Consider the following 13771-nt stretch of genomic DNA (forward strand, 5'->3'; position numbering starts at 1 on the left):
CTGTCTAGTGCCCCATTGCGCAAACGTGATCCGGTTAATTAGCCCGGCCGTTCAATGGAAACACAGAGCCGACATCTTAGTCGCCTCTCGGTCGATCGCACGTAGGATTCCAATCCTTTGGCTTTTCTTGTCCGCCGCCCCACCAAGGGCAACCGGCGCTGATCCATCTTTCACGAAGTTGCCGTAAGGTTGTCGATACGTCGCTATAGCCGAATTCAGTTCCACAGGAAGGGCAAATAACGAAAGTTGCTTCATCATTAATGTAGGGTGGCTCTTCCAAATTTGGAAAATTGCAAACAGGGCAAATGTATTGTTCGCTCATCTGGCAATCTCTCTCTTAAAATATTCCAAGTTGGTTTTCAATCCGTGCTCGGCCGTATCAGGTTTGAAGTATGTTCGAACATTACCACCCTTGGACAGTACTCCAAATTCGTTCGTTTTCGGGTTAAAACGGACGATGTCGCCGCTCTTGCGCGTTCCTTCGAGAACGCCCCTACCGGCTTTGCCGCTTAGAAAATTACCTGCCGCTCGCTCATAGGCTTGGGCTGTCTTGAAGCCGAATTCCCCCGAATGCTTGGCAAAATGCGAATTTCGTAACGCGCCTGAAGCAAAGCCTGCCACCTTCGTTGCGGCATTGCCGATACCGAGTGCGCGCCCAAATGTTCCCAGAAGGGGACCAGCTTTTTCCCGCGCGATTAGAATTGTAGCGGCGGCGGCGGCGACTGCCATCGCCTGAACGCCCTCTGTTTTAGCTTGTTCCTCTACCGTAGGGCCTCCATTTTCTTCTGTCCGGGCCCACCGCATTCCGATAAATAGGCCCTCGCTCTCCTGCATTCCCGTTGGATCAGTCTTATTGACCGGATCATTTCCAACGTAAGCATAGAGGTTGACCTGATCGTCATACCCGATCGGATCGGTCTGAAGGAACCGCCCGAGCGTAGGCGAATAGATGCGGGCCTTGTAATAATACATGCCGATCTCGGGCAGCCACGCCTGGCCGGTGTACTGGAACCGGCCGAGGTTGCCTGACTTCGGAATGCCATACTCATCATAGCTGTTGATCGCCATCGGGTCACCGTAGCCGTTGACGATCCCGATAACGCTGCCCTGATGATCGCGCAGCAGGCGGCGGAAGTTGTTCGGCCAAGGCCCCGGTTCGTACCAGATGACCGGATCATCAATGCTGCGACCGTGCGCGTAAAAGCGAAGTACCGTTCCCGACCCGTCATATTCGACCGCCAGTTCGTCTCCATCATAGGCGAAGCGGGTCGTGTTGCCGCCGCCGACTATTTCGTAGAGCCTGCCCAGCGGATCGTAGCGAAGCGCCGCATTGCGCGCGCCGCTCGCGCTCACCAGCCGGTTTTCCACATCGTAAACGAAGTTTGTCGAGCCGTCCGACGTCAGATTGCCGTTGGCATCATAGGTGAACGACGCCGCGCCGGCCGCTGTATACTGGTTGAGGCCGTTCGTCGTATAGTTGCGATCGACGTTGAAGTGCGCCGTCCACGCGTAAGCATCATTGTCGCGTGCCTGCTGCGCCATCTGCGAAGCCGGTGTAGAGCTATAGCTGAACGATACATCCTGCGCCGTCCCTGCAGGATTATGTGACAATGTATTGAGCCGGCCAACCGGATCATAGCCATATTGCGTCAGCGGCGCAGTGAACATGCTTTCGGCGGCGACAAGGCCGCGCGCATTGTAGGACATGACCCTTAATGGCGTGGCGGGGCTGCTGATTTCCCCGAGCTCTGCCTCGCGGTCCATACCATCATACACCGCGGTAAATACGGCGGGCGCTGGAAGTGCGACCTGGGTGCGATTCCCATTCTTGTCCCAAGCATAAAGAAACGGCCGGGTCACGCCGTCCATTGTCAGCGCCGACGATGTCACCCGCCCGAACCCATCGTAGATAGTCGTCAGGCCTTCACCGGCCGGGCTATCGAACCGGGCGTAGGTTTGCAGTCCTCTCAGGTCATAACCATAATAGACGTCGCGCGTGTGGGTCGCGGCCAGCCCCGATCGCTCGGGCACCACTTTGACCGTATTTCGGTTCAGCGCGTCATATTGATAGGTGATCGTACTGCCGTCGCGCTTTCGCAGGCTCGTGCGGTTGCCATTGGCGTCATAGCCATATTCTTCGTAGTCGACCGTCGACACCACGCCCGGCGTCGTCGGCGACGGGAAGTTCCACTTCACCTGCCGGTCGTGCCCGTCATAGGTCATCGACGCCTTATAGCCGCGCGCATCGGTCAGGCTCGTCCGCTCACCGTTGGGGCTGTAACTATAAGTCGCATAATCCTCCTGCAGCGCCGTTGCATAGGCCTTCTGGATCGTCGCGAGCTGCCCAGCGAGATCATAGATAAAGCGAGTAATCCGGTCCGGTCCGAAGCCACCCGCTACGCCCAGCGCGCAAGCGCTCCCCGGTAAGCTTGCATAGATGGATGGATTCATGCGCTGCGCCGTGCATTCGAGCCGGTCGGCGGAATCGTAGCTATATTGTGCCAACGCCTCGATCACCCCGGCCGCAGAGACGCGCTCTTGCGTTTTCAGCCCGGTCGCATCGTAGATATAATCGACCGTTTTAGTGACTGTCATTGCCGCAAGTGCGCCGACCGTCGAACCAGTCGAGGTGCCTTCTTCAACCTTGGTGATCTGATCGTCAGCGTTATACGACGTCCGTTTTGCGATCTGCGGCAGCAGCCCACTGCCGTCGGGATCAGTGCCGATTACGCCAACTTCGCGACCAACCGCGTCATAGAAATACCAAGTCGATCCACCCAATGGGAGGGTTTTCTGAATCAGTCGGCCCGCATCGTCATAGGCAAAGCTGGTCGTGAGCGCAGTGCCCCCGTTTCCTGGCTGGAGCGTCTCTGTCGCTTTGAGAAACGTCAACCCCCAATAAGTCAGACTCGTTTTCAGTTCGTCCGCGGTTCCCGCGCAAGAGCCCGATGTCAGGCATTCGGAAGTTTGCAAAAGACGATAAAGAGCCCCCGCCGAGGTGCTCACTGTTTCGTAGGTGAAACGCCGCTGCGGACGAATTCCATTCGAGTCCGCCGGCAGAGTGATGCTGAGAGCGCCCCCGTGGACGGCATCATAAACATAGTCGGTCTGGGCGCCTTTCGCGTCCTTGGTCCAGTTGGGTTTGTTGCATTTGACGGGGTTGGCACAGCCCGCGTCATAGCTCGCCTGATAGACAGTCAGATTCGCAAGGCCCGAACCCGGCTTGGCAGCAACGGTAATCTCAGTCAGATTTCCGCGCGTGTCATACTGATAAGAATAGGCATTGCTCTCCGGCATTGTCGCCGAACCCACTGTGCCCTGCCATTGATAGCTAAAGTTCGTCGTGTTGTTCAGCCCGTCTTTTGCCTGCACGACATCCGATCCGGTTGTGTGAACATTGCACCAATAGCTGTTGCCCCACTGAGTTTCCCAAGGAATTTCATAGCCGACCGCACGGCTTGAACGTTGTCTCCCCGAAGGGTCGGTGGCGGTTAGCGAGACATCGTTGCTGATCCAGCTATTGATCGTGTAATTATATGACCAAGTTGAAGTTCCTCGGGTGACAGAGGTTACGGGAACCACGTTGAACCCTTGGCTAAACTGCAAAAAGTTCAGATAGCTAATGTTGGTTTCTCGTCCAGCCGGACTCAGGATCCGGATCGGGACGAAATTAGTCCCGTCAATCTGCGCCGTGGTCGATCCCATGCCCCAATCGCCAATACCCGATCCGTCCGTGCTCAGTACCGATCCGCACGCGCCATACCATTTTGCCTGCAGCTTTATCGACGAGCTGCGGCCTGTATGATCAGAAATGGTTACATTGTCCTCGGAAGCAATCGTTCCTGCACGCGGCAGTGTGTTCACCGGAACGAGATTGCGGTTAATTCCGAAGGAGGAGATAAGTGAGCCAGATTTTTTAAGGCGATAGGTGGCCGAGAGCGGGGTTCCGCGGTGCATTAGCCAATATAGGCCGGGATAGCTTGTGCTGATAGAGCATCCGCTACCGCACGAATTAAGAGCTTCATACGTATATCCGAGGTTGCTTGTGACCGTATTGATATAGTTAGAGCCGTCCGTTGTCGGAAAGTTCGAATAGGTGAGAGTTTCGCCATTGGCGAATCTGATTTCGCTTGCCCAGGAATAACCAAAATATCCTGCCGCGTTGCAACCGGTCTCAACATCCGTACAGGGTTGCGGCCAGATATCCTGGCCTAGCATCGCGAAAAACGAGACTTGCGTTCCGTCTCGGTCGCGAAAACTATATGCTTTTTCCGCCGTTCGAGTGAGCGTTGAGCCATCGATCTTGGCAATCTGGGTGCAGACGCCGAAGCCGTTGCAAACAAACAGCCGGTCAATCCCGCCCATATGAATACGAATCTGACGGCTACTCGGGTCGCCAATGTCAGGCCGTGTGAGCGTCTGGTCCTCGAGATAGACGTTAAGCGAATTGGTGAGCATGCGGCCGTTGAACACGGCTTTACTGTTCAGGTTACCAGCGCCCGGCGCATTGAAGCCGAAGGGCAGCTCGACTGATAGCTGACCGGATGCAATGTCGACGCCGTTAAGATCTGGCTGCGGATTGATGACCGGAAGCCTGCCCACGGAATAGTCTTGAGCGACTGCCCGCGTAGAAGCTCCGCCGAGGATCAGCGCCAAAAGTAAGAGGTAAAACCTGAACATCGCCCTCACTCACCTATTTAGTTTCAATAGAATTTGATGGCCGCCTTCGCGATCCCGGCATCAACAGGGAACTGCGGTTCGGCACCCAAATGCTTCAGGGTGGAGGGTTTGGAGAGTTTGTGGTCTTCAGCCGAGTGCGGTTATCAGCCTTGTCGTGTTCGTAATCGACCGTGACATTGTTGTTCACGCTGCCGGTGCGCACGACCTTCATCAGGCGGCCTTTGGCATCATAGGTGTAAGTAACAGTTTCCGCGGCAGCGACGGGCGTCGCGTTCGCCAGACCGGATATTGCCAACAGTGCCGCCATTCCCAGACATGCTCGACCAACTCTCATATGCGCACCTTCGCTGCAGGAGAAAAACAGAATCGAGACCCGAGAATTTTCTATTTAGATCAAGGCTATCGGTCACCCGGACATGCGTCAATCCGGCTCCCGGGGATATGCGGAACTATTTGAACCATATTGGCAGCAATCGGCTCGAACACTGACTGCTTGGTCATGTGCCAGTAGGTTCGATTTTGATCGTGCAGCGTACCGGACGCTTTTCCTTCGCGGCGGCCAACTCACATTTTGCGATCTTTTCCTTATTGTCGTGGCGCATCACCGCCGCGGCGGAAATTGCCCGGTAAGCTTCCGGACTACCAACCTGCATGAGCCTGACGCCACCCTCCCATATCGTCGGTGCGCCGACGATATGCGCCGCCATTTTCTCGGGCAGCTGCCAGCGCTCGGGCAGCGCCCTGGCGAAAGCGCCCGGCAGGATCGACCAGAGCAAGCACCCGGCGAGAATGCCGCCGCCTGCTGCCCAGATGAGATGAAGGCGCTGCTCATGCGCCGCACGCAACGTCGAAATCGTACCGCGAAGTTCATATGCGGCATTGTCGAACCGCACCTGCGCCCGCTGCATCTCGCCTTCGGCAGACTCGCGCGCCTGCCGGACGGCGCGGGCGATGCGTTGGGCCACATCCTCGGGGGTCAGCTCCATCGCAGGCTTGGCAGCGATGGCTCTCAGCGTTCGCTCCGCCGCACCGAGGTGTTTCGATAGTTCGCCAAGCGTGAGGCTGTAATCGGGAATGCGGATTTCCGCCTTCTCCGCGGCGAGTTTTTCGGTTGCCCGGCGCATCAGTGCCACTTCGCCTTCTAGCCGCGCGAATGCCGCAGCGGCGGGGTCTTCGGATTCCAGTTGGTCGTCGTCCAATTTCATTCTCCTACATGCCGATCCCAATGCCGCGCGACCGCCCCCGACCGAGGTCGGCGATCGCCGCTAGGTCTTGCCCGACCGATCGACTTGAGTGTGCGTCGATGCCGAGCGCCGCCTTGCGGCCGCGTAGGATCGATTCCACCTGGGCATCGCGTTCGAGACTCTTGGCCATCGCGCCCATCTCGCCAGCGAATCGGCTCGCGGCTCGCTGGTCGCCGCGCGACAGCGACCGGCTGCGCTGCTGCTGAAGTTTCTGCCAATCGTCGACGAAGCGATCGGCCCGCTTGGCGGGATCGATGCGGATTTCTGATTCGAGTTGCATCGCGCGGATCGCGGCCTGACTATTGCCCTGGGCTGCGTGCGCCACAAGCTCTGGTTGGCGCTCGAACGCCGCCGCCAGATCGCCCCGGGCATGCGGACCGATCGCGCCAAGCGCATCGCCCGCACGCGCAAGCGCATCGCGCTGGTGCCGCAGCACCGGCAAGTCTTTTGCGTTCATGCGGTCGATGTCGGCTTGCGCGCGGGCATAGCGTTCGACCGCGCGCCGCGTATCGGCTGTTCGCGATGTATCGCGCGGTTCGATGCTCGCCCGTTTCACGGTCGGCTTGAACCCGGCAAAGATGCTCCGCGCCTTCTCGGGGACGTGCTTGGCAATCCCTCGACCCGCTCGGGACAGGTTCTCGGCCACGCGCTCGCGGAAGCTGATGCCGCGCTGCTCGGCATAGGAGCGCGCCGGATCGGTCTTGGCATAATCCTGCGCCATGTCCTTGGCGCGCTCGCGCGACAGCGTGCCGATCAACTTGCCCTGATCCTTGAAGTCGTCGCGGCCATAATGAACATCGACGGCGCCGCGATGCCGCGACAGCGCGACATAGGCCGAGTGGCTGTCCATGCCGGGAGTGGCAAGCACATGGGCGCGATCCACCGTCATGCCCTGCGCCTTGTGGATCGTCGCCGCATAGCCATGATCGACATGGGCATACTCCTTGAGGTCGAACGCCACCGAACGACCTTCGCCGGTGCGAACGGTCATGCTGCGTGCATCGACCTGTTCGACGACCCCAAGCGTGCCATTCTTCACCTCCAAGCTGCGCTCGTTGCGCAGGAACATGACGCGGTCACCAGACGCGAACATGCGGTCACCGCGCTCGACCTTGACCGCGACATCACTGCCGAGTTCGCCCGCCGCGCGCATCCGGTCCCGCGCTGCATTGTTGAGCGCGCATACTTCATCGTTGGTGTGGGTGAGGATGATCCGCGTATCGCCGGGTCGCGCCTGCCGATCGCGATCCCAGCGATCGACCAGTTCGGCGCGCGCAGCCTCGCGCGTCGCCGCGGGGTGTACCATGCCGGCGTCGTCATAAGCGCGGATCGCTTCGCCGGTGCGCCCCGTGGCAAGCTCGCGGATCGCCTCGCGCTGCCAGTCCGCCCGCTGGCGCCGCACCTCGGTGATTTCGACACCGCCGTGTCGTTCGTGGATCGCGCGGAACGCGGCGCCCGCTTCGATCGATTGCAGCTGCTGCGGATCGCCGACCAGCACAACTTTCGCGCCGATGTCGGCGGCGTGCGATAGCACGCGCTCCAACTGCCGCGTTCCGACCATGCCCGCTTCGTCGATCACGAGCACATCCCGGGCCGTGAGCAGATCGCGGCCCTTCGCCCAGCCATGTTCGAGGCTGGCGATGGTCCGCGAGGCGATGCCCGAGCCGTTTTCAAGCCCCTCGGCGGCGATGCCCGACAGTGCGGCGCCGCGTACATTCAACCCAGCGCTTGCCCATGCTTCGCGCGCGGCGCCGAAAATCGCGCTCTTGCCGGTCCCGGCATAGCCGACGACGATCCCGAGATCGCCGCGATCGGTCACATGGTCGAACGCGGCGCGCTGCTCGCCCGACAAGTGCAGACCGCGTTCCGATGCCCGCGCCAGCGCAGCGTCTCGGGCAGCGTCCGAGACGCGATGTCGGTCGCGCTGCGCCATGGCTTCGGCGGCGCGGTGGAGCCGCTGCTCGGCCTCGATCATGTCGCGCGAGGTGAACCGATCCTCGCCGCGTCCGTCCTGACCGAGCGCGACGAAGTCGGGCGATGCGCGCACGGCGCCGATGACTGCATCGAACTGTTCGCGCCCGTCGCTGTGGCGGTGCGCGAACATGGCGAGGTCGCGATTGGTGAAGGTCGCTTGGCTGTGCGTGATCGCGTCCAATGCCAGGCGCGGGTTAGCGATGATCCGCTCGCCATTGCGCTGGGCGATCTCGCGATGGTCGGCAAGCCGCTCGGCCTCAAGCCCGCGGTCCCCCATGCGCGATGCCGCGGGGCCGATCTTGTCCTGCGGTTCAAGCTCGATGCCCTGCGCTGCCAAGCTGCGGTGATCGATGCGCGCGTCGATGTCGAGGTCGGCAAGGCGCTCATTGACATGATCGGCCCAGCGCTCGCGCCATCGCTCGACCAGTTCGGTCCGATTCCAGTCGCGGACCTTCTGACCGAAGCTCGCTTCGCCGTCCTCGCCAACGACGATCTCGCGCATCGTCAGCATGACATGGGCGTGAGGTTTGGCGAGCCCGTCGGCGCCGATGTCCCAATGGACATTAAGGTCGGCGACCATGCCGTGATCGACGAACTCGCGCTGCACAAAATCGCGCGCGAGTTCGACACCCTGCGCCTGGTTCATCTCGCGCGGGATCGCGAACTCGAGCTCGCGCGATAGCTGCGCGTCCTTGCGCTTCTCGAATGCCTCGACGTCATTCCACAGGCGTTCGCGGTCGCGCCATTCCTCGGGTGCATTCTCGGGCAGCAGCATTTCGCTGTGCACGACGCCCGACTTGTTGGTGAAATCATGCGGACGGTCGAGCCGCTCATCGTGCAGCCGCTCGGCCGAACGATAGGCGGCTGCCGCGACGGCGCTGCGCCCGGCGGCGCGGCTGATGACTTTGACCGAGAGATGGAAGATTGCCATTGCGGCAATCCATCTACACTTCAAAAGCCACGTCGGCACGACGTATAAGCGCGCCCTCACACGGAAAAATCCGCGGAGGGACTAGGCTGTGCCAGACTGTCCCGACGACCTTGCTGCGCATCGGAAGGCGCATCCCTATGATGGGCGCATCACCCCATCATGGAGATGCGACATGCGCAAACCACGCGATATCGATACGGAACTGAAGGCGCTCGAAGCCAAGGCGAAGACCCTCAAGGAACGCCGCGTTCGCCAACTCGGCGAACTCGTCATTGCCACCGGAGCCGACGCGCTCGATGCCGAGATGCTAACCGGCGCATTGCTCGGCGCGGTCGCGATGAAAGACGCCGACGTGAAGGAGGGCTGGCGCAAGGCGGGCGCGGGCTTCTTTCAGCGCGGCGCGCGGAAAGCTGTTGCGGGAACTGATCGCAGCGCAGCGAATGACACGGCGCTTGATAGCCATGCGGCGTCGGCTTGAACTGGTGCAGGCGCGAACCGGCACGCGCGATTGGCAAGTAAAGCGGCGCGAACGCACGCGCCAGCTCATTGAACTTGGCGGCCTCGTCGTGAAGGCGGGACTGGTCGACCTCGCGGACGATGATCGCGCGATGCTCTATGGCGCCTTCCTGTGGATGGCCGACAAGCTGCGCAGCGATGACGGCGCCCATGCATCCGCCCTCTGGATCAGAAAAGGGAAGCGAGCTTTCGACTTGGCCGCTATTACCGAAGCGGGCTCCAAGATATGGGACATTTGATGCTTGAATATCTGAACCACAACGCTGGCGGGGTGACCGCCATCTTTACCTTGGCGCTGTTGCTCGTCACCGGTTTCTATGCGTGGACGACGTTCGATCTTCTGCGCGAGGCGCGGCAGTCGCGTCTCATGGCAAGCGAGCCACGCGTCGTGGCATATCTGCGCGTGAATGAAGTTCATTCGAATATCGTGCAGCTGCACGTCGCCAATTTGTCTGGCGCTGCCGCGATGGGCGTGACCGCATCGATTAGTAAGCTCACCGATTGGCCAAACCCGTTCGGTCTCGACAACTCGAAGATACTTCGTGATCTCAAATTCCTGCGTCCGCGCGAGGTTCTGAAGTTTGACTTGGGTATGGGGCCAGATCTTTTTCAGGATGACGTTCCTGCCGAGTTCCAGATCGCGATCGCCTTTCAAAGCCTCGATGGGCGCGCCTTCTCCTTCAGTGACAAGTTGCGCGTCGAGAGCATCGACGGACATTCGCACTTCCAGATTTACTCGATCGACGATGTGGCGCGGCGGCTGAAAGAAATGACAGACGCGTTGCGTAGCGTCATTGGGTCTCGCCGCCTTCGCGTCGAAACCTGTCATGCCGATGACCGCGAGGCCGAGCGACTCCGTTGGGACGAGCAACGCGCAAGCGTGAAGGCTGGCGACGGAAGCGGAACCAAGGAGAGCTAGCGCTCGCCAACGCCGAAACCTTTCGAGCTGTTTGAGATCATGGCTGGTTCACTGATCAGCGCGGCGGTAGCACGATGGCGTAGTCGAGCCGCTAGTCTTTCAACGCGCGGCGCAGTGCGATCAGCGTTGCAACGATATGGCCCTCGACCTCCTTGACGTCGATGTTGAGGCGCCGTGCGATGCGCTCGTAGCTCAAATCTTCGAAGCGGTGCATGAAGAACACCCCGCGGGTGAGTTCCGGCAGCCCGGCGATGGCGGCTTCCGCCCGAGCAATTCGCGCATCGTCGGGTGCCGCCAATGCGCGACGCCGCGGTTCGCGCCGTCGCCAAATGCGCAAACGCATTACCATTGCTCCGCGACCGCCGCACGGCAGAGCGTCAGCGCGCGCATCATGTGATATTCCACCGTCGCCACGCTGATGCCGAGCTGCTGTGCAATCTGCTTGTAGGTCAGATGGCGAAGCCGATGCATCACGAACACGCGTCGCGTCTTGGGCGGCATGACGCGGACTGCCTGCCGGTAGAAACGCAGCAGGTCAATCGCCTCGATCCGCCATGTTTGCTCGGCGCGCGAAGCCGGGTCGCGATTTTCGTCGAGCGGAAAGAAGATGGTGCAGTTGCGTCTCTTTTGGCGTGCGCGGTCTATCAACAAATTGCGCGCGATCCGGGTCAGATAGGCTGGCGGATTGTCGATCCGGTCTAACGTCCCGCTGCAGAACATGCGTGCGAACACTTCCTGCACCAGATCGGGGGCTGCTTCGCGGCCAACTCGCCGGTTGAAGTAGCGGAGCAATCGGGCGTGTTCGGCGGGAAGCGTGGCTTGGAACGCCGCCATAGCAGGTTGGAGCGTCATTGCCGCGCCTTCCCGCCGTCGCGCGCGCCAAGCGGCGCATCACGCGATGCGCGGTAGAGAGTGATGCCCGCTTCGATCCGGTCGAGGATGAACGTGTCGCGCTCGGCCTTCGCCATCCGGATGTCGGACTTGGCGTAGATTTCGAGATCGACCGCGCAGCGGTCGCCCAGTTCGCGGCCGATGACATCGCGGGCGCGTTGCCAGCAGCGCTCATCGGTGAACAGCGGATGGCTGACGACGATCCAGAACTCGTAATCTGAAAACGTGAGCGTCCGGTTGTCTTCGTACCAACTTCGCCGCGCGTAGGGGCCGATAAGGATGATGCGTTTGATCTGACCGGGCTCGGGTGCTTGCACCTGATTTGGATCGAAGAAGGCGCGCAGGATGCGCGTGATCCGTTCGATCTCGCGCTGCTTGCGGCGGATCAAATGGCCGACGCGCGCCATCACGACTTCGCGCACGTAAACGTCGTTCGTTGGGGTGGTCATGTTATCTCGCACAGCGGCGGTCCGCGCGTTGTCACGCGGATGTGCAAGCGGTGTCCGCTGTGCCGCTGGTACGGCGTTCAGCAACTGCCCGACCGTGACGGCCGAACCTACATGATGCCTGGCAGGGTTATCCTCGGGATGACCGCCAGTCACTCCATCCCGCAAGTAGGATTATGCCAGAATCAGGGACTCCGGACAAGGTGGGCAATAGGATCGAAGGCCGTGATACCGAATTGGTCTATTTTTGGTAACCTTCAGGGGATAGTTCTCGACCGTTGTTGAGATTGGGTTTGGCCAAATCCACTAGTATCGGATCATTTCGAACATGGACGATTTTGGGCCTGCTGTGCCTATTCGATTGGACGGTGATCTGGACCGCCCCCTTTATCGTATTTTCCCTCTCTGGCACTTTGAAGACATGCTGCGCGTAAAGCGGCTCGTTCTGGTCTCGCCGAATTTATGGGAGGATCCGCGCGAGGACATCCCAGCCAGCATCATGATGCAGCGACCCGATCATAAGCAGAAAGAATTGAACGGCTATCTGCATCCAGCGCGCTGCCAATGCTGGTCTTTCGAAGGCAAGTCTGACTCTCTTTTGCGCGCATATTCGCGGGTAACGATCGACCCGCTCCATGGCCGCAATTCCGAACCACGCAATGAAGGGGTCATGGTCCGCACTACACCTCGTAAGTTGAATAGGGCATTGTCGGATTGGGCCGGACGAGTAGCATGGGGAAAATTCTATCTAGGCCGCGTCGAGTATCTGGAGGAGGAAGATGCGTGTCAAAAAGTGGTCAACAACTTAGCTAACCAAGGGCCAGTCAACATAGGTCGTGGCGAGAATCGTGCGCAGTCACTTCTGCTGAAGCGGAAAGCTTTCTCCCATGAAGATGAAGTGAGGCTAATTTGGGTCTGTGATGACAAACGCGAGATCGACAAAGCCATGACGGTGAACATCAATCCAAACGACTTCATTGAGGAAGTGACGTTTGATCCCCGGCTAGTAAGGTTCGAATTGGTCGAAAGGCAGCAGCGCGCGAAGGCGCTTGGGTACACGGGTGCTTTGACGGAGCCGGACCTGTATCAAAAGACATTCTTTCAGACGATGCTGCCGTGGAACTGGGAGGACTGGGAACATTCTGCCACTGCTAAGTAACCGCTTACCTCTCGATTTTGTCTTCTAACCTATTCGCGATCCGCCTTTTGGAGTGCGTTGATCTTGTCGGTGCAGATCTGATGGACAACGCGACCCAGCTCCTCGACGCGTGCGCCGAGCCAATTCAGCTCTTCCTCGCTGATCTTGTAATGCTTTGAGTAGCGGGCTTTGGTGTAGGCTTCCTTCAACTTCTGAAACATCGCGCGCTCGACGCGATTGGCGTCCGGCCAAACGTCGTGAAGTCGCCGGTCGAGCCCTTCGGCGAGCGAACGCAGAAAGGCAATGTTGTGGTTGTAGGGCGTGTAGTAGGTCAATGTGAGCAAGGCACCGGCATATAGACGCTCGGTAGCCTGATGTAGCAGGAAAGCGGCTTCTTTTGGGCGCTTCTGCTTGGCCAGATCCCGCGACGTATTTAGCCAAACGACCGCGCCCGGGTAGTAATCCTCAAAGTATTCTCGCGCTGTTGCAAGTGCCTGCGCGGGAGTTTTCGGCTTTGGCGTCGCTAATTCCCGGCCATCGGCATCGTATATCGCGATCCCATCCTTCGCGACCTCCATGAAGAACACTCGGCCATGCGCCAGCCCATCGTTCACTTCGTGCAACGAATGGACGATGAAATTAACCGGGGTGCGAAGCGTCTTCTCAATCGTGTAAGCGCGGATCAGCCGTTCCTCGGCCTTCGCCCAATAAGCGGCGCGGTCGGTCAGCTCCTTCTGGCTGACGATGACGAGGATGTCGTAGTCTGATTTATACTGGTTCGCCGACAGCGGCGCATCGACCCAATCGCCGCGGGCATGGCTGCCGAACAGGATGATCTTGAGGATGCGGGCGCCCTTGCGGCGCCCGGTCGCATTTTCGGTCGCCTGCCCGAACTCGTCGAACAATATCTCCACGATGCGCTCAAGCTCGCGCTGCTTCGCGGCAGGAAGATGATCGGTGTCGGTGCGCATGTGTCCGAGAATCTTCGGGAAGTTCGCCCGCTTTGGCAAGGACAGATTGCCCGGCGCTTTG

General features: G+C 59.7%; 12 protein-coding genes. 4 read left to right on the forward strand and 8 right to left on the reverse strand.

Translation table 11 applies throughout. The annotated features are described in order from the left end of the window. Nucleotides 1-318 precede the first annotated feature (318 nt). The 4 genes from J2X44_RS05300 to traA all read right to left on the reverse strand — a co-directional run bounded on the left by J2X44_RS05300 (nt 319) and on the right by traA (nt 8829). The gene (locus tag J2X44_RS05300) at nt 319-4680 is read right to left on the reverse strand and encodes an RHS repeat-associated core domain-containing protein (protein WP_310088405.1); all 4362 of its coding nucleotides are present in this window, start codon (nt 4678-4680) and stop codon (nt 319-321) included. Nucleotides 4681-4774: 94 nt separating this feature from the next. Then, nucleotides 4775-4987: a hypothetical protein gene (locus J2X44_RS05305; protein ID WP_310088407.1), complete on the reverse strand. Its 213-nt coding sequence runs from the start codon at nt 4985-4987 to the stop codon at nt 4775-4777. A gap of 190 nt (nt 4988-5177) precedes the next feature. Further along, a complete protein-coding gene (locus J2X44_RS05310; RefSeq protein WP_310088409.1) occupies nt 5178-5879 on the reverse strand; it encodes a DUF6118 family protein in 702 nt (233 codons plus the stop codon). Between the two features lie 10 nt (nt 5880-5889). Next, nucleotides 5890-8829 (reverse strand): Ti-type conjugative transfer relaxase TraA, encoded by a 2940-nt coding sequence (gene traA, locus J2X44_RS05315; RefSeq protein WP_310088411.1) that lies wholly within the window; start codon nt 8827-8829, stop codon nt 5890-5892. A 172-nt stretch (nt 8830-9001) separates the two neighbouring features. Between traA and J2X44_RS05320 the strand changes: the two genes are divergently transcribed. From J2X44_RS05320 to J2X44_RS05330, 3 genes are read left to right on the forward strand one after another with little or no spacing between them, the layout of a single operon-like run. Continuing rightward, on the forward strand, nt 9002-9307 hold the full coding sequence (locus tag J2X44_RS05320) for a conjugal transfer protein TraD (protein ID WP_310088413.1): 306 nt from the start codon (nt 9002-9004) through the stop codon (nt 9305-9307). Continuing rightward, nucleotides 9243-9584 (forward strand): conjugal transfer protein TraD, encoded by a 342-nt coding sequence (locus J2X44_RS05325; protein WP_405053340.1) that lies wholly within the window; start codon nt 9243-9245, stop codon nt 9582-9584. The genes J2X44_RS05320 and J2X44_RS05325 overlap by 65 nt, the downstream gene beginning before the upstream one ends. Continuing rightward, entirely contained in the window at nt 9584-10264 is a 681-nt protein-coding gene (locus J2X44_RS05330; RefSeq protein ID WP_310088416.1) for a hypothetical protein, read from the forward strand. Before J2X44_RS05325 ends, J2X44_RS05330 begins: the two co-directional genes overlap by 1 nt. A 91-nt stretch (nt 10265-10355) precedes the next feature. Here the strand turns inward: J2X44_RS05330 and J2X44_RS05335 are convergent, their stop codons facing one another. From J2X44_RS05335 to J2X44_RS05345, 3 genes are read right to left on the reverse strand one after another with little or no spacing between them, the layout of a single operon-like run. Then, the gene (locus tag J2X44_RS05335) at nt 10356-10562 is read right to left on the reverse strand and encodes a sigma factor-like helix-turn-helix DNA-binding protein (protein ID WP_310088418.1); all 207 of its coding nucleotides are present in this window, start codon (nt 10560-10562) and stop codon (nt 10356-10358) included. 44 nt (nt 10563-10606) lie between these two features. Next, nucleotides 10607-11116: a sigma-70 family RNA polymerase sigma factor gene (locus tag J2X44_RS05340; RefSeq protein ID WP_310088419.1), complete on the reverse strand. Its 510-nt coding sequence runs from the start codon at nt 11114-11116 to the stop codon at nt 10607-10609. After that, a complete protein-coding gene (locus J2X44_RS05345) occupies nt 11113-11757 on the reverse strand; it encodes a hypothetical protein (protein ID WP_310088421.1) in 645 nt (214 codons plus the stop codon). The genes J2X44_RS05340 and J2X44_RS05345 overlap by 4 nt, the downstream gene beginning before the upstream one ends. Before the next feature lie 172 nt (nt 11758-11929). On the opposite strand from J2X44_RS05345, the gene J2X44_RS05350 reads away from it, so the two are divergent. Next, nucleotides 11930-12760: a hypothetical protein gene (locus tag J2X44_RS05350; RefSeq protein WP_310088423.1), complete on the forward strand. Its 831-nt coding sequence runs from the start codon at nt 11930-11932 to the stop codon at nt 12758-12760. A gap of 29 nt (nt 12761-12789) precedes the next feature. Here the strand turns inward: J2X44_RS05350 and J2X44_RS05355 are convergent, their stop codons facing one another. Further along, complete coding sequence (locus tag J2X44_RS05355; protein WP_310089315.1) at nt 12790-13710, reverse strand: HEPN domain-containing protein; 921 nt, start codon at nt 13708-13710, stop codon at nt 12790-12792. Nucleotides 13711-13771: the final 61 nt, after the last annotated feature.

This window comes from Sphingopyxis sp. BE259 (assembly GCF_031457495.1).
Taxonomy (GTDB): Bacteria; Pseudomonadota; Alphaproteobacteria; order Sphingomonadales; family Sphingomonadaceae; genus Sphingopyxis.